14 protein-coding genes are annotated in these 20,467 nt (G+C 43.5%); 3 read left to right on the top strand and 11 right to left on the bottom strand.

The window, feature by feature from the left end:
• Window positions 1-19: 19 nt before the first annotated feature.
• A complete protein-coding gene (locus NSQ20_RS16885; protein ID WP_340030387.1) occupies window positions 20-703 on the bottom strand; it encodes a TetR/AcrR family transcriptional regulator C-terminal domain-containing protein in 684 nt (227 codons plus the stop codon).
• Window positions 704-839: 136 nt separating this feature from the next.
• Between NSQ20_RS16885 and NSQ20_RS16880 the strand changes: the two genes are divergently transcribed.
• Window positions 840-2,192, top strand: a complete 1,353-nt coding sequence (locus tag NSQ20_RS16880) for an MATE family efflux transporter (RefSeq protein ID WP_340030385.1) — start codon at window positions 840-842, stop codon at window positions 2,190-2,192.
• A 110-nt stretch (window positions 2,193-2,302) separates the two neighbouring features.
• Here the strand turns inward: NSQ20_RS16880 and NSQ20_RS16875 are convergent, their stop codons facing one another.
• The 8 genes from NSQ20_RS16875 to NSQ20_RS16840 all read right to left on the bottom strand — a co-directional run bounded on the left by NSQ20_RS16875 (window position 2,303) and on the right by NSQ20_RS16840 (window position 14,123).
• Complete coding sequence (locus tag NSQ20_RS16875; RefSeq protein ID WP_340030384.1) at window positions 2,303-3,319, bottom strand: alpha/beta hydrolase; 1,017 nt, start codon at window positions 3,317-3,319, stop codon at window positions 2,303-2,305.
• Window positions 3,312-3,956, bottom strand: a complete 645-nt coding sequence (locus tag NSQ20_RS16870; RefSeq protein ID WP_339287002.1) for a GNAT family N-acetyltransferase — start codon at window positions 3,954-3,956, stop codon at window positions 3,312-3,314. Before NSQ20_RS16870 ends, NSQ20_RS16875 begins: the two co-directional genes overlap by 8 nt.
• Before the next feature lie 13 nt (window positions 3,957-3,969).
• Window positions 3,970-4,737, bottom strand: coding sequence for a MerR family transcriptional regulator (locus NSQ20_RS16865; protein WP_340030383.1), 768 nt, complete (start codon window positions 4,735-4,737; stop codon window positions 3,970-3,972).
• A 141-nt stretch (window positions 4,738-4,878) separates the two neighbouring features.
• Window positions 4,879-5,856 carry an alpha/beta hydrolase gene (locus tag NSQ20_RS16860; protein ID WP_036671311.1) on the bottom strand — a complete coding sequence of 326 codons (978 nt, stop codon included), beginning with the start codon at window positions 5,854-5,856 and terminating at the stop codon, window positions 4,879-4,881.
• A 165-nt stretch (window positions 5,857-6,021) separates the two neighbouring features.
• Entirely contained in the window at window positions 6,022-7,320 is a 1,299-nt protein-coding gene (locus NSQ20_RS16855; RefSeq protein ID WP_017688352.1) for an NCS2 family permease, read from the bottom strand.
• Between the two features lie 523 nt (window positions 7,321-7,843).
• Entirely contained in the window at window positions 7,844-12,301 is a 4,458-nt protein-coding gene (locus tag NSQ20_RS16850) for a carbohydrate binding domain-containing protein (protein WP_340030382.1), read from the bottom strand.
• A gap of 43 nt (window positions 12,302-12,344) precedes the next feature.
• On the bottom strand, window positions 12,345-13,223 hold the full coding sequence (locus NSQ20_RS16845; protein WP_017688354.1) for a carbohydrate ABC transporter permease: 879 nt from the start codon (window positions 13,221-13,223) through the stop codon (window positions 12,345-12,347).
• A gap of 15 nt (window positions 13,224-13,238) precedes the next feature.
• Window positions 13,239-14,123: an ABC transporter permease subunit gene (locus tag NSQ20_RS16840; protein WP_100527900.1), complete on the bottom strand. Its 885-nt coding sequence runs from the start codon at window positions 14,121-14,123 to the stop codon at window positions 13,239-13,241.
• Window positions 14,124-14,335: 212 nt separating this feature from the next.
• On the opposite strand from NSQ20_RS16840, the gene NSQ20_RS16835 reads away from it, so the two are divergent.
• Entirely contained in the window at window positions 14,336-16,045 is a 1,710-nt protein-coding gene (locus NSQ20_RS16835) for a sensor histidine kinase (RefSeq protein ID WP_036615626.1), read from the top strand.
• Between the two features lie 11 nt (window positions 16,046-16,056).
• A complete protein-coding gene (locus NSQ20_RS16830; protein ID WP_340030381.1) occupies window positions 16,057-17,697 on the top strand; it encodes a response regulator in 1,641 nt (546 codons plus the stop codon).
• 156 nt (window positions 17,698-17,853) lie between these two features.
• On the opposite strand, the gene NSQ20_RS16825 is transcribed toward NSQ20_RS16830, so the two are convergent.
• Both NSQ20_RS16825 and NSQ20_RS16820 read right to left on the bottom strand, forming a co-directional pair.
• Window positions 17,854-19,539 (bottom strand): extracellular solute-binding protein, encoded by a 1,686-nt coding sequence (locus tag NSQ20_RS16825; RefSeq protein WP_340030380.1) that lies wholly within the window; start codon window positions 19,537-19,539, stop codon window positions 17,854-17,856.
• A 188-nt stretch (window positions 19,540-19,727) separates the two neighbouring features.
• Window positions 19,728-20,441 carry a glycoside hydrolase family 16 protein gene (locus tag NSQ20_RS16820; RefSeq protein WP_340033035.1) on the bottom strand — a complete coding sequence of 238 codons (714 nt, stop codon included), beginning with the start codon at window positions 20,439-20,441 and terminating at the stop codon, window positions 19,728-19,730.
• Window positions 20,442-20,467: the final 26 nt, after the last annotated feature.

Below are 20,467 nucleotides of genomic sequence, written 5' to 3'. Positions count from 1 at the left end.
AGAAGAAACCCACCGGAGTTTAATTCTCGGTGGGTTTCTTTATGATCTGTTCAATCCCGAGCAAAATAAGCTTCAAGCCGAACTCGAAAGCTCCGTCGGTTCCCATCACTTCAAACAGACCGTTCTTATACATCCTGCTAAAGAGTCCAGCTTCCTTCTCACTCATAGAATCCAGAAGATGTATCATCTCTTCACCCTGAAGTGCTTCCTGGTCCTTAATAACAGCAGAGATATTGCGCTGATGCTGATAATCGTCGAGTACGAAATAGAATACATAGTTGACCAGTGTAAGAACGGCCTGTAATTTCTGCTCTTGCTCTAGCGGTGTTGATTCCATGCAGAGCAACATGCGGTTGGTGAAGCGGATCATGTCCGGTTCATGGGGCAGCGTCATCATCATGAGCTGTGTGGAGCACGGGTATCTGCTGAGCACACTCCGTACCGTCACCGCAAGCCCCTCCATCTGCTCCTTCCAGTCCCCTTCAGTATGAAACTCGTCCAGAATAATTTTCGATATCTGGTTGGCCAGACGCTGGTAGAGCGTCTGCTTGCTCTTGAAGTACCAGTAAAGAGATGGAGCCTGAATCCCCAACTTGTCTGCCAAGCGTCTCATGCTGAATTTCTCGATGCCCTCTTCCCCGAGAAGCTCCCACGAAATTTCCAAAATCTTATCTTCCGAAATCTGAGGCTGTTGTTTTTTCATCGGTATCCGCCCTTTAATCTAACAGTGTAAGTTTATGCTTTACAGGTTCATAAGTTCATGATAACATCTAACACTGTAAGGTTCAATCTAACGGTGTTAGATTAGATCAATATTAACGAAGAAAGTAGTGACCCACATGGATGCAGAAAACCTCCATTACTTTGAAAAAGCACCAATCGCCAAAGCCGTAGCTCATTTTGCTGTCCCAATGATGCTAGGCACGTCAATGAGTGTTATTTACTCCATCTTGAATGCCTATTTCCTTGGCACACTGGGTAATACGGCAATGTTAACCGCACTCGCATTAACTTTACCTTTATTCGCGGTTATCATGGCCCTTGGTAATTTAATTGGTATAGGCAGCGGCACATTCATCTCCCGTTTGCTGGGAGAGAAAAAAGTAGATGATCTGAAGCATGTATCTTCATTTGCCTTTTACAGCAGTTTAGTTCTCGGAATTATTGTGATGGCCGTTGGGCTCCCGCTGATTGAACCAATCGTTCATGGGCTGGGGGCAACGCCAGAGTCCTTCGGATTTACGAAAGAGTATGTCACGATTATGCTTATGGGTTCACCCTTCGTCATCTTATTCTTCACCCTGGAGAATATCGTGCGCTCAGAAGGTTCAGCAATGACTTCTATGACCGGTATGATTCTCAGTGTTGTTATAAATATTATCCTCGATGCACTATTCATTTTTGTCTTCCATTGGGGTGTGATTGGCGTTGCATCTGCTACCGTCATCTCCAACTTGGTTGCGAGTGCATTTTACGCTTACCATATGAGTTATAAGAGTCAATTCTTAACCGTCTCCCTGAAATGGTTCAAGGTGACCAAGGACATCCTGAGCAATGTGTTCAAAATCGGTGTTCCCGTCTTTGTTATGAGTGTCTTCTTGGGTGCAATGTCACTTATTCTTAACCTTTTTCTTGTTGAATATGGCGATCAGGCCGTTGCGGGGTATGGAATCTCATCACGTTTACTGCAATTCCCTGAATTTATTCTGATGGGCTTGTGCGAGGGAGTTGTGCCGTTGATTGCCTTCTCATTCACAGCGAACAAATTACGTATGAAACAAACGATTGGATTCACGATCAAAGCTATTTTGGGCTTAGCCGTCATGTTCGGTGTTATTGTTTATCTGATCTCTGACCACTTGATTGGTTTATTTACGACTGACCCGCAATTAATTGAAATGGGTAGCTACATTCTTCATGTAACCTTCTTATCCTTGTTTATTACAGGAATGACTTCTTTGTTTATGGGGATCTTCCAAGCAACAGCCCAAGGAACCGCCGCGTTTGTTATGTCCATAATTCAAGGGATTACACTAATTCCTGTATTGTATATCGCTAATCAAATGAATGGCTTTCATGGAGTGATCTGGTCGCTCGTTATTGCGGATGCCGTGGCGTTCCTAGTTGGGGCCATTATATTATATGTTTTGCGGACCAAATTGCAGCCGGATCTGGAACATTTGGCACAGTAGTTAACGTATAACACGCAAAAAGGCAGGATAAGGGCGCTCCCTGACCCTGCTCTTTCATTTCGAAATGACAAATATCTATCTGGTGATACGAAGAGATCGTAAACCGTCTTTTATAAGGAAGAAGTGGTCAACATATGTTCTATTTCATCCATATACCCATCCACTGTAATGCTTCTCGGAGCAAACAGAAATCGTAGTGATTGTTTCCATTCCGAGCCTGCAATAGAGGTTGGTAACATCGAATGTTCTGTATTAGAGAATATTTTCACATGAAGCAAGGAAGATGGCTGAATTCCTTTACGGTATGCTTGCTCTGTATCAACAATGTCCACATTCACATCATCTTCTCCAAGCAGAAGGAGTACAGGGGTTTTGAAATGATGTAAATCCGCCGTGGCATCTGAAGCAAAATTTTTCTTTATGAAGTTCCAGCGTTCTTTGGAAATCAGATCATGCTCTCGAGCAATCTTGGTGTACTCTTCATATGTGCCATGTTTCTTTAAAATCTCTTTAATCTGGTTTTCATAATCGACCTGATTTTGAATCTCCTCCGTGGAATGACCGTCTTTCGCCATTTGGCTACGTGTGTTGTATTCTCCCTGTTCCAACCAGTTTATCGCTGGTGATACCAAGATACTGAAGGCGAGATGTTCTTTCCCAGCAAGCTTAGGAATCACCCAGCCTGCTTGGCTGGCACCCCATACGCCTATTTTGGAATCATCAATGATGGATTGTTCTTTCGCCCATGCAATTGCGTGTTGTGCCTCCACAACACGATCATCCATGCTTTGATCTAGCCAGTTTCCCTCTGAACCCCCGATTCCCCGTTTATCTAGCGACAAGGATGCATACCCAATCGATGCCAGTCGCTCCCATAACGGTTTGTATCCCTCACCATGAGTAGAGTCTATCGGACCGTCACCGTGAATAAACAGTACTAGACCTAACTTGCCTGAATGGTATCTGGGTAAAGTGAGCGTACCTGTTAACTTACCCTGTGGAGCTTGAATTTCAATGGTTTGTTCCTCCATGTCAAAATCACTTTGATTGACTATGTACAGTCCTGCACCAACCATCAGTAAGATTGCCACAATAACTGAGATGTATCGTTTTTTCCAATTAAACATAACTATCTCCTTTGTAAATCATGTAATGCCATTGGTTTTCGCCTAAGAGCAGGCCGGTCAGAAAGCTGTTTGTGCTATACTGCTTGCGAAATTGATAGCGTTCATATAACTGTATCGCTTGATGATTCTGACTTGCCACATGCAAGCTAAGAGATGACATTGATTTGGATTGCAACATATATTTCTGTGCCCATTGAAGCAACTGCGTACCAATTCCCTTGCCTTGGTGCTGTGGATGTACAACCAGATCTTCCACATAACATTCGCCTAATGTAGGAGTATGCTTCAGCAGATGTAAACCAGTTATTAACTGAAGCAGTTTCCACATGCCAACTCTATTGCACTGGCTCCACCAATGAGGATTGGCACGAACGCTTGTTATTGCTACTCTGTTATCTGCTTCCTTCCATTTCAAGCACATGGTGCCAACAATCTCCTCATTTTCACGAGCAATGACTCGAAGAGTACTCTGTTCTATGGGCGGATGATTGAGCAACTGTTCAAATACATAAGCCAGATCAGTTATGGACAATGAAGTGATCTTTTGAAATTTGTGTCCAAAACCATAAGCCATGAGTTCAGCAACAGCTTGATGAAACTGGGGACAAACGGGTTCTATCTGAATGGAAGTTGTCACTGTGTGCCTCCCCCTACTCGATCATTTGTAACAATAGCTCATAATGAAGCTTTTCTGGTGTGAATAAAGATAAATAAGATTTTTCTACCATAATAAGTGGACCGTGATACGGATAGCCCTGGTGTTCTGCATAAGCATAGAATTCGTTGATATGTTCTTTGAGTTCAGCTTCAGTTTGTACATATACATGACGAGAAAGATATTTTCCTCTAGGCAAAACTAAATCGTTCGCTCCCTCCTTTTGTGTATAAATTCCTAGGGTGTCCGTCTCATCGTACGCATAAAGGATGTCGGCTTCAAATAAATCGGGAATATTTCCGTTGTGTTGGATCAGTCTCCTTGCATGCAAATATCCTTGCGCTTCCATATGGAACCACAGGGATAAGTGAACCTCCTCACGAGTAACAATAGAATAAGTTACTTGTTCTTCATCACGTGGAATATGATCTTTCTCCTGCAGCAACTTGCTGATAAGGTGCTTTGTTTGCTGAAGCTGAGTGATGGCTGCTTCCGTGTCTGCTAACGCTTGGCGAAATAATGATGTGATTTGAATGGTTGTCAGATTACTCAAACATTCCTTGATCATTTGAACAGACAGTCCCATTTTGCGAAGCAACAAAATATGAGATAGACGGTAAATTTCATCTACCCCATACATCCTGTATTGGTTTTCTGCTATATAAGCAGGGTGTAACACCCCTTTTTCTTCGAAGTATCGAATTTGATGTACAGAGACTTTCATCAGCTTTGCCAGCTCACTAATCGTAATTTCATCACTCAACCAATTCACCACCTTTGCTGTTTTTCACATTACAAGCATAAACCTTAGGTCTGACCTAAGGTCAAGTCTTTATTTTAGCCTCTCCTGATAACAAAAAACCACGGCACCAGATTCGGTACCGCAGTTTATTAATCAATCATCCTATTGGATTTGTTTCATGTAAGATTTGAATTCCTCGGCAATTTCTTTGTATTTCGTATGATGCAGGTAATGTGAACCTTCCATTGGGATCATTTTGCCCTGCGCGGATTGTTTGGCTTGTGCTTCATGTAACGGAATCCACTGCGGGTTTTTCTCGTTATTGGATTGAACAAAGAGAAGCACTGGCAGATCACTAGGATACGTGAGTTTTTCTCCATTTTTGAAATTGGAACCCAGATGTTTAAGCTCATTTACTAATGTCGGATTTGTTGAGACTTGATTCGAAATCAACTTCATCTGTTCTTTGGTATGTTCATCATAGTCAAGTGATGCATATGAATCACCACTCACTTTATTGAGTACTCTCATTAAGCCTGATTTTTGAAAGAATTTCATTAAGTTCAAAGGTAATTTAACATCCATGCCAGGTTGATTCGGGACACTGCTATCGATCCCGACAAAAGCAGAGACTTCATCCGGATACGTGTTCACATAAGTCGCCGCGTACAGTCCCGTGATGGAATGCCCCATCAGAATATAACGATCTATACCGAGCTGCTGTACAGCTTCATGAATTTCACTAACAATATTCTCGGTGGTTCTCTCCGTTTCGGTTTGGTCACTTAACCCATAACCGAAAGGCTCAATCGCCACAACTTTGTAATCGGAAGTTAATTCATCGATTAACAATTTGAAATCAAGTACTGGTGACGGTGTTCCTTGTCCGGGAAGTAACACGATGGTTTGTTCGCCGCTACCTTGAATGGATACATTCATATTCTTCCCATCAACATTGACATGTTGGCCGTACGATTCGATTTTCTTTTTCTCGGCCCCATTACTTATCGTATGAACGACAAACGTGATGCCCATGAACAGCACCAGCGCGCCGACAATACCACCTATTATTTTCAACCATAAGTACCGTTTTTTACGGCCCTTAGTCCCCGTTGTTGTTACATCCACTGCTTCTGCCATTTCCATCTTCTCCTGTCGTTTATATCTGTAGAGCCGCTCTTGCGACATAGGTATAGTGTAACCATGGAAGATGTCCCCTTCGTGACGGGAATATGAACGGAGTATGAACTACATAAAAAAAGAGAGCTGCTTGTTGAGAGCAGTTCTCCATAGGATAAGACAGTTTTAGTGGTCCAGGAACACAAGCTGAATGAAGAACAATACCGCAAAAATGTAGAAGATTGGATGAACATCTTTACCTTTTCCACGAAGCAGCTTGAGTACCGGATAAAAGATGAAACCTACGCCGATGCCTGTTGCAATACTATGCGTCAATGGAGTAAGAATGATAATCAGGAAGGCAGGAAATGCTTCTTCGAGATCATCCCATTTGATTTTGCTGATAACGTTAATCATAAAGTATCCAACAATAATCAGTGCCGGAGAAGTAATCGCCGGAATGCTTGATATTACACTTACGATTGGTGTGAAGAACAAGGTCAGCGCAAGCAGCACACTTACCGTTACCGCTGTCAGTCCCGTTCTTCCTCCTGCAGCTACCCCTGTGCTGGATTCGATGTAAGCCGATGTTGGACTTGTTCCGAGCAAAGCACCTGAGGTTGTTCCTACGGCATCTGCCAATAATGCGCCACGCGAGCGTGGGAATTTACCATCCTTAAGCAATCCTGCTTGTTCAGCAACGCCGAGCATCGTGCCTGTCGTATCAAACAGCGTGATCAACAAGAAGGTAAATATGATTGTATATAAACCATTCGAGAATACACCTGCCAGATCCAGTTGCAAAGCCGTTGACGCGAGGCCTTGCGGCATGGATACAATCGATTCCGGCATTTGGAATAGTCCCATGATCCAGGCAAGTATCGCTGTTACCACCATTCCGATGAACAGGTAACCTTTCACATTATAAGCCATCAGCACAACGGTAATAATCAATCCGATAATGGTCAGATAAGCCATTGGCTCAGCCAAGTTTCCGATCGTAATCAAATTCGATTCTGAATCGGCAATAATCCCGGCATTTTGCAAACCTACCGTTGTAATAAACAATCCGATCCCTGCGGTTATGGCATGTTTTAAGCTAGCAGGAATTGCATCTAGCAACATGTAACGGAATGAAGTCAGTGATAAAATAATAAACAAAATCCCTGCTATAAATACGGCTCCCAATGCAACCTGCCAAGATACGCCATACCCGGCAACTACGCTATAGGCAAAGAATGCATTCAGGCCCATACCCGGCGCAATGACGATTGGATAATTGGACCATATTCCCATAATCAGAGTTCCCACAATACTTGCAAGTACCGTTGCTATGAATACTCCGTTAAAGTCCATGCCTGTGCTGCTGAGTATTCCTGGGTTTACGATAACTATGTATACCATTGTGAAAAATGTTGTAACCCCTGCAATAATTTCTGTGGGGATAGTCGTGCCTCGTTCTTTAAGTTTGAACCATTTGTCCATGGTAAAGCCAGCCTCCAACTTTCAAATTATACTCCAAAGCTAAAAACAAAAAATCCTAATCTTCATATAGGATTGTAATATTGTCGCTCCTATATTCGTTGTTAGGATTTAAAGATTCAACAGCTAAGCTCTAAACTAAACATAAAGATACTCATATCTGTTTTCAACCTGAAGTCCATTTCGTATTTTAATTAAAATTACATGCAATGTCAATGAATTAACGATTTGTTCACAGTTATTTACGAACTATACAGACATTATATCTTGTGTTCATTCGTTTTTAGAATAGAGTAAGTACGTATCGCTCAATGTCTGCGATATATGAAGAAAAGACTGCCAGCAATGTTCACTGACAGTCTCTTGCTTAATTCGTAGTAGGTTTCTCTTCATATTCGCTGGATAATTCTTTAAGCGATTTGATTTTGCCATGGGGATGATGTCATTCCTGGACAACTTTATCTGTATGCATAGGTAATAAGAGAATTAGGCAAGCATATAAGACAAATTATAGAGAATTCAGAAGTTAATTGGCAGGACCCAGATTAATCAAGCTGACCTCGGATAATGAGACGGTTGTGTTGCCATCTTGCTCACCATCAATGTTACCCAGATCAAATGAAATTCGAGTATTCGCATAGCTGTCTTCTGTTGCATCAAATGTAAACGTGAACTCCTGTTCTTCTGGGGTCAAATCAACTCGTGCCCCAAAAAACCCATGCCATTCATAGTTGGCAGCTGCATCGACCCATCCAATCCCCAAACCCAATTTCCTGGACTTCTCCGCTTTGGCTTTAAACGTTAATTTATATTTAAAACCTTGCTGTATGCCGAATCCTTCATTGATGACTTGACGATCCCATGGATGCTGTCCTGCATGACCAATCTTGGCTTGAAGCTGTTGATTGCTAACTTGCATCTCAAGGTCCGCTGCATTACCGTCCGCATGGGTAAACCAACCTTCCTTACCTTTGGAGAAGTCTCCATTAGGAATAAGATTAACATGAGCAGGCTGCCCTCCTTGATCTGCATTCGGATTAACTTCATATAACTGCACGTTATGGATGTGAATCGAGTGTTCACCTGTAGAGAGCGGATATCCTAATCCAAATGCAAGCATGGCTGCCGAATCGGAGGTATCCCCCATAGTGAAGGTGTAAGTATACGACTTTTGATCCGCGGTTAATTCCACTTCTTCTTCAAAATACTTCACAAAATCCCCTGCATTCTGAGAAAGAACCGCTTGCATGGATTTAGGACTGGAAGCAGATCCCTCGAAGGTAAGTCGGTACGTTTTGTTTGCATCAAGTTTGATCTGACCTTGTTGCAACAAAGCATCCCACCAATGTTCACTTGTACCAGGCAATTTAATCGTTAATCCTGCGCCCTCTTCATGTGAGGCTGTCAGATCATTAGGAGTTAGCTCCCAATGATTCAGATCAGCTGTTAGCTCACTGTTCTGAATTTTGTTTTGTGAAATATCCACCCAACGTGTATTATAATCTGCTCCTTCAAAATTCACATAATAGGGTTTGCCTGCTGTCAAGTTGACCCCTGGGAAATACACCGTTTGATATGCTTGCCATCCACCCGTGTCTCCGAGACTCAGGTCTGATTGTGCAACGGTTGTACCTTGTTCATCCTGAATGCTGAACTGAACCTTGGAATCACTTTTTCCACTGGCCATTCGGGCAGACAGAACATATACTCCGTCGTGAGCTACATCGATTTTATATTGCAGCAGATCTCCCTGATCCATGTAACTGACATGTTTGCCTCCTTCTACGGAGTCCTCCAGTTGTAAGCCCTGCATCATCCAGGCTTCGGTTGCAGGAACATGTGCGTAGCCATTCACTGACTGAGGTTTTCCGCGTTTCGTCAGACGAACATTGTCCACATATACCTTACCTTCAGAACTGCCGAATAACATTCTTAGCTCGGATTGTGCGATTGATGCTCCATCTCCAATGATGATTTCACCAGTGAATGTTTTCATTTCTTGGTTCAAGGAGAGGTTTTGCCCTTGATGAACCTGTACTGTATGCCCATTACTGCTGACAACATCAATGTCGATACTTCGCGGTGTGTCTGCCTTGGCATCTAAGGAGAAACCATACGTTGTATTCGCTTCCAGTTTCAAATCCGGTTGGTTCACCGAAACTTGTTGTGGGTCATTATTCGTTTGAGTAACCTCAACAACCAGTTGACGCTCCATAATTGGGAATTTCGAAAAGTTATTTACACTTATATTGGCTGCCGCACTGTCCTGAATGCTGCTTGACCAGAATCCAAGACGCTCCTTGCCTTGATCGAATGTGCCATTGTAAATAAAGTTGCCATCAGGTAGCGCGTTTCGTTCGACAGTTAACGGATCAGCTTCACCCACCTCGATCAGTCTGACATTGGCAAACCAAACGGTTGTATCATCCAACCCCAGATTAAATTCGAATCTGGCATTGTTATCCGTGCCATCCCGCATATTGAAGGTATAGTCATAGGATTGCCAATCTGTCGTGAGTGCAAAGGTGTTATCACCCGAATAATTGGTCCAACTTTTTTCAAATTGGTTCAGTTTGGACATGATCGTACGGTTAGCAGATGCTTTCGCATCAAATTGTATCTTGTACTTTTTGTTTTTCTTGATGTACATCGGCATCTGAGTGAGTTGAACCGAGTAGTTTTCAGTACCCGATGCATCAATGGTAACTTCTGCTGCCTTCCCTTTCTGCTCATCCGTTACAACTTTGACACTGCCAGCTCCATCAGCATTTGTGATGAATTTCCACTGAAGAGGAACTCCATTGTCTGCAGACCCTTCCGAAAAACGATCATTGTAGATTTGATTGCCATCGGCTTGTGGGTCACGTTGTTGTGCAGGCTCGATGGGATTTGTTGTTACATCAGGCCACGTGTCTAGATTTTTGTAAGAATATACTCGCACAAAGTCAACATTCATCTTTTCGGAAGTGAAGTTGCTTTCAGGTGCCCCCGGCCAGTCTCCTCCAACTGCCAGATTCAGAATCAGATAGAATGGACGATCAAATGGTGCAGGGAACGTATAATACTCGGGTTGGCCCGCGGCCTTCGTTTGCCAGTTGGTCACTTCATGATGTAGCTTTCCATCCACATAGAAACGAATCATACCCGGCAACCATTCCACCTGGAAATCATGATAATCGTCAGCAAAAGTTTCTCCCTTCGGAAGAGTAAGGCTTCCCTGATCATGTCCATGGGAACCGTCAGGCTTCACACTGTCATAATGCAATGTGCTATATACCTGGTTATTACTCTCTTTGCCACCAATTAGCTCCATAATATCGATTTCTCCAGAGGCAGGCCATCCACCATAATGTGCTTCATCTGTTGGCATCATCCATATGGCAGGCCACATGCCTTCTTCAATCGGAAGCTTCGCACGTACAACTACTTTACCGTAGGTCCAGTCGCCTTTTCCCATGGAGATCAGTTTGCCAGAGCTGTAATCTTTACCGTTTTTCGGACCCTTTTTTGCTTCAATCTGCAACACGCTTCGATTCTGATCTTTTGTAATGCGAGTGTTATCGGGGCTATAATATTGCATTTCATTGTTATAAACGAGTCCTGTATCCTGCACGCTCCATTTGGAAGCATCAATCGAAGGGCCGTTAAACTCATCATTCCAGACCAGCTCCCATTGATCATGCGGAATCGTTGTTGCTGGAACCGGTTTTTCGCCCGCAGGATTGCTTGGTGTTGATGGTGTAGACGGTGATTGCCCGTCTGGAGAAGATGGTGTGGGTGTACTTGTCACATTTGTTGAACCACCAGGCTGCGATGAAGCAGGTTGTTGGGTTTCACCCACCATGGATGTGCGCAATCCTTGTTTTACTTTCTCTCCGTTGATCACAACATCATCGGCATCTACACTCAATTTTTGGATCGTACCTTTGGTGTCCATTCGAGTCTGACTCGCTTCTGCATGAATATTCATGGAATCAATCAGGCTATTTGAAGAGATCTCCAGAATGGATTTCTGCTTTACATGCATCTCCTGAATGTTGCTTTCTTCCGTAATGGCAATTCTGACGGGTTCCCCACGTTTGTCAACGACTACTCGCTTCAGCTTGGAGTTGTTAATGTTGATGGAATGACTGCCTCCGCCTTTAATGATGACACTTCCTGTAACAGTTACGCCCTGAAGAACAACAGATCCCTCGCCTATGCCTTCTGCCAGCAGCAGATTTCCATTAACAATCATATTTTTCAACGTGACATCCGTCGATTTAATAATCAAGTTGCCATCTACCCGGGACTCATATGTTCCAGGAGTGCTTTTTACATCTGCAATCATCGCTGACAGTAACTCTGCCGTCTCCGCTCGTGTAATCGGGGCTTTGGGATTTAATTTGCCTTGGAAACCTTTAAGAATATTTTCGTTCACCAGATAGGTAAGCGCTTTCTTTGCATAACCGGAAATATCATCTGCATCCTGAAATTTCAATTGTTCACTATCTTCATTTGTAACCGCTGAAAGTTGAAAAGCTCGATCTACCATAACCGCTGCATCTTGGCGTGTAATCGGTTGTTGTGGTGACAGATGTTCACGGTCTGTCCCTTCGATGATGCCAGAACCATTCGCTCGTACCATCACGTCATAGTACCAATCGTCTGAAGTCATATCCGCATATGAACCAGTCGCCGCATTACCGGTGAAACCAAAGGCCCGATCCAGAATCATGACGAATTCAGCTCGGCTAATGACCTGACTGGGCTTGAACGTACCGTCCGTATAACCTTTCAATAAATTCAAGTCTTGCAAACGTGTAACTGCAGATTGTGACCAATGCCCCGTCAGGTCTGTATAGGGAACAGAGAAGTGCAGGCTTTTTGCCTGCACATTTCCCACCTCCGCTTGACCCTGTACACTTTCTGCTCCAGCAGTTGCTGGATAAACGAGAGAAGCCATTAAACTCCATGCCACCATACATGCCAGTCCTTTTCTCATCCTTCTTCCTCCCTCAGCTCAGTTATCCTTGCATTTGCATAGCCTATTCCTTGACTGCTCCAATAACGATCCCCTTAACGAAGAAACGTTGTAAAAACGGGTATACCATCAGGATCGGAAGCGCGCCGATAAAGATCTGTGCTGCGCGTACAGTTCGCTGCGAGATATTCTCCAACATGGAAGGATCGACGTTGATTTTGCTGAGATCTTGCTGAACGATAATGGTCTGTAACAGAGAAGCAAGTGGATAATTTTTAATATCAGACATATAGATCATGCCGTCGAACCAGGAGTTCCACTGATACACCATCGTAAATAAGGACAAGGTTGCGATAGCTGGAAGTGAAAGCGGTACGTAGACCAGAATCAACGTTTTGATATGACCTGCTCCATCCAAATAAGCTGCTTCCTCAAGTTCTTTGGGCAGACCGCGGAAGAAGTTCATCATGAGAATAACGTTCCACACGGACAGTGCGCCAGGCAGAATAAGCGCCCAGATTGTATTCATCAAGCCAAGCTTCTGGATCAGAATGTAACTTGGAATCAAACCGCCGCTGAACAAAATGGTAAATACGAAAAACCACGTATATAAGGAGCGACCTTTAAAACTGATATCTTCCTTCGACAACGGAAATGCGGTTAAGAGCATGATGACCATACCGATGATCGTCGCAATTACAGTTCTCTTAAGTGACACGATCAAGGAGTTGATGAAGTTTGAATTCCCGAATGTTTTTACATATGCGTCGGTTGTGAACCCGATGGGCCAGAAGGTAACCAGGTTTGATGATGCTGGCGCCATACTGCTGAATGAAACAGCCAATATATGAATAATTGGTAAAATGCAGAGTATCGATAATATCCCAAGAAAAGTATAGTTAGCGATGCTGAATATGCGGTATCCTTTTGTTTTATAATACAAGCCCTTTTCTCCTCTCTAGAAAACTCGATAATTAGCTAGTTTGTAAGCCATTCTGTAAGATATAACTATCAAAATGGTAGCAACCACAGATTTGAACAACCCTACTGCTGTGGCAAAACTCATCTTCCCGTTCAGAATCCCGAGTCGATATACAAAGGTGTCAATGATGTCGCCTTTGTCATACACAAGCGGATTGTACAAGTTGAACACCTGATCAAAACCGGCGTTCAGGATATTGCCGATAGAGAGTGTCATCAGTACGATTGTAATCGGCATTAATGCCGGAATCGTAATGTGCAGCGTCTGTTTAAATCGGTTGGCCCCATCCACCTCGGCAGCCTCGTAGAGCGCAGGATTAATTCCTGAGAGAGAAGCCAGAAATACGATCGTACCAAAACCAAATTCTTTCCACACATCACTGAGGATCAGCGTTATTCGGAACCATGTACCGTCTCCCAGGAAGAAGATCGGTTCTCCTCCAAAGGCTACGACAAGCTGGTTGACCATGCCGCCCTGAGGAGACAGGATATCGAGCAGAATACCACCGAGAATAACCCATGATAGGAAATGCGGTAGATACACAAGCGTTTGACTTACTCTCTTGAATGCCGTCAAGCGTACTTCATTGAGCAAAATGGCAAACAGGAATGGAGCGAATAGTCCTGCGATGATTTTGAAAAATGCAATGACCAGCGTATTCCAGATCACCTGACCTACGTCCGGATATAAGAATAAATATCGGAAATTGTCCCAACCCACCCATTTGGATTCAGAAAATCCCAAGTATGGTTTGAAATCCTGAAAAGCAATTACAATGCCGCCCATCGGTATGTACTGAAACACCAGTGCCAGCAATACAGCTGGAATGAGCATCATATGCAAGGTCCAGTTCCGTTGCATATTCCAGCGCTGTTTAACCCTGGTGGAGCGCCGTTTATGCGGCGTTTCTAACGTATGTTCCTTCACTCCTGCATCCCCCATGTTCTAAATTTTGTATTTTACAAGTCATCGTGAACTTGTATATTAAAATTATAGCAATGGAAATTTGTGATCTATATCCTAATATTGCAACAACGATATCAATATTTTAATAAGATTAAGGAGGTTGGACTTTGTTCACACGCTTGAATGTCTTTACCAAAATTACACTGTTGTTTGTGATGCTGCTTATTCTGGTGCTGTTTCTCTATACATATTCGAACCGGGAAAGCGTGCGTGTTATCGAACACGAGATTCAGAACAATACGATGAATCATCTCTCGACATTTGCTGATTCAGTAGAATCCAATATTTACCAACTGTCATTGTATGGGATGTCTATTGGGCAAGATTCGAGTATTCAGGAATATCAACGTCCCGACTATAAGGACATTCCCTATGAACGTGTGAAAGTTGGAAGCGCCATTCTGGAGAAAATGAATCTGTACAACGCAGCAAGCAAATGGCATTCGACCATCACACTATACTTCCCAAGGATGCAAAAAGTGATATCAACGGATTATTATGCTTACATTCCGTACAGGGATGATGAATTTAAGGAGCCTCTCTCGCAATCCTGGACCTATGCCGACAATCAGTTTATCTGGTACACTACCGATCCAACGACAGCGATGGCGAGACCTGGCAAAGCCAGATTGATTACCAAAATCAGTTTTCCAGTTCATCACTTAACTGCACTTCTTAATCAAAACAAGTTAAATAATAAAGGCGACCCGTTCATGTTCCATCCCGATTATGGATTAATCAGCAATAGTTCTGGAAAGGAGACCTTGAACGCAATCCTGCCTTCCCTGAAAGAAGCAAAACTGCAGGCCAGCGGTGGCTTCAGTACAACGTTGAACAAAACGGAATATTACGTCTCCTACATTCAATCCAAGAGCCTTGGCTGGTATTATATTGACTATGTGCCTATGCAGCAAATTTTGAAACCGATTACGAGCAGCCGGAATCTTTTTTACGCTTCAATTGCCGTTCTGATCGTGATGAGCGTTGTTGTATTATATACACTCTACCGAAGTGTGCAGCTTCCACTCTTACAGTTGGTGAAAGGGACGAATCGCTTGTCCACCGGGGACTTTTCCGTTCGGCTGCATCATTCTGCACGCAATGAGTTCAGCCTGTTATTTGCACGTTTCAACATCATGGCTCAACGAATTCAAGAATTAATCGAGAATGTATATGAGGAGAAATTAAGAAGTCGGGAAGCCACGCTCAAACAGTTGCAATCGCAGATTAATCCGCATTTTCTATATAACTGCCTGTTCTATATCAAGAACATGGCCCGAATGAAAAATGAAAAGGCCGTGGTAGCCATGGCACTGAATCTGGGGGAGTATTACCGATACATAACCAGGTCCGAAAAGGATCAAGCCACGCTTCGTGAAGAACTGACGATGGTCAAAAATTATTTGGAAATCCAGTCACTTCGTCTGGAACGAATGCATTTTACAATCGACGTGCCCCATGATATTTTAGATAAAACAGTTCCCAGACTAACCCTCCAGCCTATTATTGAGAACGCTATTATTCATGGTCTGGAGCCCAAATCGGTAGATGGTGAGATTAAAATCTATGCGGACTGCGAGGATGATGTGTACACAATTATCGTGGAGGACAGCGGGCTTGGCATGTCTGAGAAACAACTTGATCATCTGAGAGATAATCTTCTTAAACCGCTGGATGAGAATATGGGATGTGGTACATGGAATGTCCATCAGCGTTTATCTTTTCTGTACGGTGAAGGATCTGGACTATCTTATGATCATTCTTCAATGGGTGGGATTAAAGTTAACATCACGTGGCACGACAATACAGACAAGTAGGTGAACGACCCATGCTGCAAATATTATTAGTTGACGATGAACGTTCCGTCGTGGAAACGCTGGCAGAGACCATTCCGTGGGAAAGCTGCGGGATCGGTACAGTTCATGAAGCATTATCCGGTGCAGTAGCGCTGGAAATTATGGACAACCACGACATTGACATTGTAATTACGGATATACGTATGCCCGAAATGTCAGGCATTGCACTGATTACAGCGATTCATGAAAAGTGGCCTCATGTGCAGACGATTCTGTTATCAGGTCACGCCGACTTTGAATATGCGAAACAGGCCATTGCGCAGGAAAGCTTTGACTACTTACTGAAACCCGTTAGTGATGAAGATCTGATCGAATCCGTGCAACGTCTTGTTCATCGAATTAAAGAAAAGTGGGAAACCGCAGCATCTCATCAAAGAGCCTTACACGCCTTTCAGGATCATCTGCCATTGCTTCAATCCACGATGCTGCATGAGTTGCTGACTGGAAAAGTCTATGATCAGAAGACGCTGGCAGACAAGCTTGATCTGCTGGAGCTTCCCTACTCCGTAGGAGAAGATCTCGGCATGTTGATTATCCGTATGGAGAAACATCTATCCGATATGGCACACGGCGACCTGGCCCTAATGGAATATGCGATATGTAATATCATAAGTGAAGTGATGCATAATCATTTTCATATCTGGCACACACGAGACGTTCATGATTACATTGTTGTTCTGGTAAGCATGAAACATTCCACAACGATGAGTTATAGCAGGAGTGAGACGCCTCAGACATTGCTTGAGCAGTATGCTGCCCAGATTCAAACCAATGTTCAGTTATACCTGAAAGGTGCAATCTCCATTTCCGTCTCCAGTTGGGGCAAGTTTCCCCATGAAATTGGAGAACTCTATGAGCGAACGGTTATGTCCATGCGTAAACGGATGGGTCAGGTGCAAGGTTTGTTTGTCACCGCTTCCGATGAAACGGATGCCAACCCTCTACATACGATCAGGTCGCTGTATCAGCCACCAACGTTGATTAGCCTGCTCGAAGCTGGTCGCTTTGAGGATGTGGAACAGAAAATCGAGCACATTTTTGAGGAACTGCTGCATTCCAATGAACATCATGATATTGCTGAGTCAACTTTTGAGGTGTATTTTGCTATTGCGGGCGCGTTTGCGTACATCATTCATAAAAATGGCAAACAAATCTCTTCTTTGATACCAGCAGATTCCTATCGTTACTTTCAAGCTCCCAGCTATTCCACTGCGCAGCAGCTACAGGACTGGTCCGTGCGTACACTTCATTACATACGAGATGATGCTGAACAAGAGCTTAGAGACAATCACAGCACCATTGTGCGCAGCGTCAAAAGTTTTGTCGACCTTCATCTGGCTGGAGATGTATCACTGCCTGCAATTGCCGACCATGTGCATCTGCACCCAGTCTACTTGTCCAAGGTATACAAGGCGGAGACAGGTGAAGCACTTACTGCCTATGTGTACCGGTTAAGAATGGAGAAAGCAGCCTATCATTTGCGAACATCAACCGCCAAAGTGTTTGAGATTGCAGAACTTGTCGGTTACAACAATACCGCATATTTCATCCGAGTTTTCAAGAAATTTTATGATCTTACACCGCAGGAATATCGGGAAAATCTGCCGGTTTAAGAGAGTACACAGACCAGACTTGACGTTCTAGTAATCTCTCCGGTTTCCCCTTCTCCATATCAAATACAAAAAGGCATTGCCGGAGATCTTCTCCTGCAATGCCTTTTTGGTGCTTATGTGGCCGCGATGATTCAATTCAGCCAGCCCTGCGTCATCCTATTTTCCGTTTTTCACGGAATCATACCACTCGTTAACTTCTTTCGTAATCTGATCTCCACCTGAAGACTTCCACTTCTCAACAAATGAGTCGAACGCGTCCACAGAGGTTTTGCCATACACAATTTGAGAGAAGGTGTCTTTCTCCATCTTTGTCAAAATGTCATTGTTCATCTGCATCGTCATTGAAGGTGCACCGGTAAACATTTGATTGAACACGATATCCTTTTGATCCAAAACAATCTTGGCTGCATCAAGCATAGGTACTGGTACACCTGATTTGATTTTCTTCTCAAATGGTGTAGTTGCTTCTTCACCGCTCGCGAGCTTGGCAAGTGTTGTCATGCTTAGATTTGGAATACGCGCTCCATCAAACGTTAAGGTGTACTTCTCTGGAGCATAACCACCCGTAAGACTTGCATCGGTTGATGGTTTCCCATCTACCATAACCCAATCGTATCCTTCCGCAAATCCATGCTCAAACTCATCGCCCTCTTTAGGATTTGCATAGTGATCAAAGAGATAGTTCTGATAGGTGAAAAAGGCTTCCGGATTTTTCATGTCTTTGTTAATTAGAACTACGCCATTTCCGTTTGACGTACCATGTCTTCCTGCTTGACCATTTGGACCAGAAGGAATTGGATACGCCTTGTATTCAGCCTCAGGATTGTTTTTCTTCACATCCTCCAGCGGCCAGGATGGCATCCAGTGAGGACCAACCACAATACCTGCTTTTCCGGCAGTAAATTCTTCAGCTGCTTTTGTCTCGTCATACACGCCGGCTTCTTCTGGGATATACCCTTTGCTCATCCAGCTCTGTAATTTGGCCAAAGCCTGTTTTGCACCAGGTGTAACGGAACCGTATTCAAGTTTTCCGTCTGCCGTCAGATTCCATTGGTTTGGCATTGTACCATAAGCGCCAAATACCCACCCAGCTTCAGACATCCATGTGTTCAGCCAGTTCTTGAAGCCAATGGTGAGTCCGTAAGTGTCCTGCTTCCCATTGCCATCCGGATCTTGATTCGTAAACGTTTCCATAATGACTTCAAGATCATCTATCGTTTTAGGTGCTTCCAGATTGAATTTCTTCATCCAGTCTTCACGGATCCACATGACAGGATCACCATTATAGGAATAGTCCAGAATCGGAATACCGATCTTTTTGCCATCTTGCATGTATGGATACCATACGGAAGGATCTTCGTTTACGGCTGCTTTCCATGTGTCGCTGGCATATTTGTCAAACAACTCGCCCGCATCGACAAATTTTCCGGACTCAATCAATTCACGCACCAGATTGAATTCGCCGCGATACGAAATAATGTCCGGCATGTCCGCATTGGAAGCAAGCGATAGACGCAGTTTTGTCTCAAATGCATTATTGGTGGATGGAGATATCCACTGGTTTTTCAACTCAATTCCGAGTTTCTCCTTGGCCCATTTTGTATGGACGTTGTTATCCTGATCCTCGCCTGACTTAAACTTCACGTCTGGACCCCATGGTCGTAAATACGTAATGGATACTGGTGGATCATACTTCCCATTTTTGAGCTCCAACGTTGTCGCTGGTGTACTTGATTCAGTTTTCTTTTCGTTCCCGTTACTACACCCACTCAGGGCTGCAGATAGGGCCAATACTCCGATCATGACCAAACTGCCTACTCGTCTCTTTTTACTTGTGTCCAACTTCGTTCCCCCAGTCTATGTAATGTTGCTTACAGGTTAATCATAATGAATTTTTGATATTTATGCCCATACTAATATTGCAACATTTATTGCATTAATTTAGGATATTGGATATTGAATACATATATTGAATAAATACAATGCCTGAATATAGAAAAAAGCAGCCGCTAACGGCTGCTTCAGTCTGCTTAATTACTCGTATATTTAACCCAATCGTACTCTGCATAGATCGGATTAGCCCCATTATAAGGACCGAGCCAGCTATCTACTCCTGTTCCATTCCACAGGTTCATCATGATTTTTCCGGGTGTTTTAGGAATATTGCTGGTTGCCGTATGTTTCAATACACCATCAACATACCATTTGATATGTCCCGGCTGCCAGTCAAATGCGTACGTATGGAAGCCCTGGGATGCATCAAACCCTAGATTGATAATCTTCTCATGATTACCAACCCCATTGGTATAATAATTAAACTGCACTTTGGTTGTGTCTTTTCCTAAAAATTCGATATCAATCTCATCCCATTGGGTGCCATGTGCAGGGCCTGTGTATGTGAAAAATGAGGAAACTACACCTGTGTTCTTGGCAGGTTTCATACTGACTTCATACAAGCCGTACCCATACGTATTCGTGGTACGATACTCTCCGCAATCAAACTTGTTCTGTGCAGAGCTGGTCAAACCAAGCTTAAGCTTGCCGTCACTTGTGAAATTAACATTGTTAGCCCTCCACGTACAGTTAAACATGTTCCCATTGGAATACCCATCCGCTTTTTGCCACGTACTTGCGTTAAAATAGGTTAGAGGTTCCCAGAACACATAACCCGCGAAAGCGCTTACCGAAAAAAACAAAGAGATGACACCAGTTACCGCCAAAGTATACCAAGACTTCCTCTTCATCATACACCTCCATGAATGATTCCAAC

Origin of the sequence: Paenibacillus sp. FSL K6-1122 (genome assembly GCF_037977015.1) — a bacterium.
Taxonomy (GTDB): domain Bacteria; phylum Bacillota; class Bacilli; order Paenibacillales; family Paenibacillaceae; genus Paenibacillus; species Paenibacillus amylolyticus.
Note: the sequence above shows the minus strand (reverse complement) of the source record. Positions and strands in the feature narration are given on the sequence as shown.

What these genes read in the sequence shown, in the direction of transcription:
- NSQ20_RS16885 (WP_340030387.1), bottom strand. Translation starts at nt 703, where the DNA reads ATGAAAAAACAACAGCCTCAGATTTCGGAAGATAAGATTTTGGAAATT.
- NSQ20_RS16880 (WP_340030385.1), top strand. Translation starts at nt 840, where the DNA reads ATGGATGCAGAAAACCTCCATTACTTTGAAAAAGCACCAATCGCCAAA.
- NSQ20_RS16875 (WP_340030384.1), bottom strand. Translation starts at nt 3,319, where the DNA reads ATGTTTAATTGGAAAAAACGATACATCTCAGTTATTGTGGCAATCTTA.
- NSQ20_RS16860 (WP_036671311.1), bottom strand. Translation starts at nt 5,856, where the DNA reads ATGGCAGAAGCAGTGGATGTAACAACAACGGGGACTAAGGGCCGTAAA.
- NSQ20_RS16855 (WP_017688352.1), bottom strand. Translation starts at nt 7,320, where the DNA reads ATGGACAAATGGTTCAAACTTAAAGAACGAGGCACGACTATCCCCACA.
- NSQ20_RS16850 (WP_340030382.1), bottom strand. Translation starts at nt 12,301, where the DNA reads ATGAGAAAAGGACTGGCATGTATGGTGGCATGGAGTTTAATGGCTTCT.
- NSQ20_RS16840 (WP_100527900.1), bottom strand. Translation starts at nt 14,123, where the DNA reads ATGCAACGGAACTGGACCTTGCATATGATGCTCATTCCAGCTGTATTG.
- NSQ20_RS16830 (WP_340030381.1), top strand. Translation starts at nt 16,057, where the DNA reads ATGCTGCAAATATTATTAGTTGACGATGAACGTTCCGTCGTGGAAACG.
- NSQ20_RS16820 (WP_340033035.1), bottom strand. Translation starts at nt 20,441, where the DNA reads ATGAAGAGGAAGTCTTGGTATACTTTGGCGGTAACTGGTGTCATCTCT.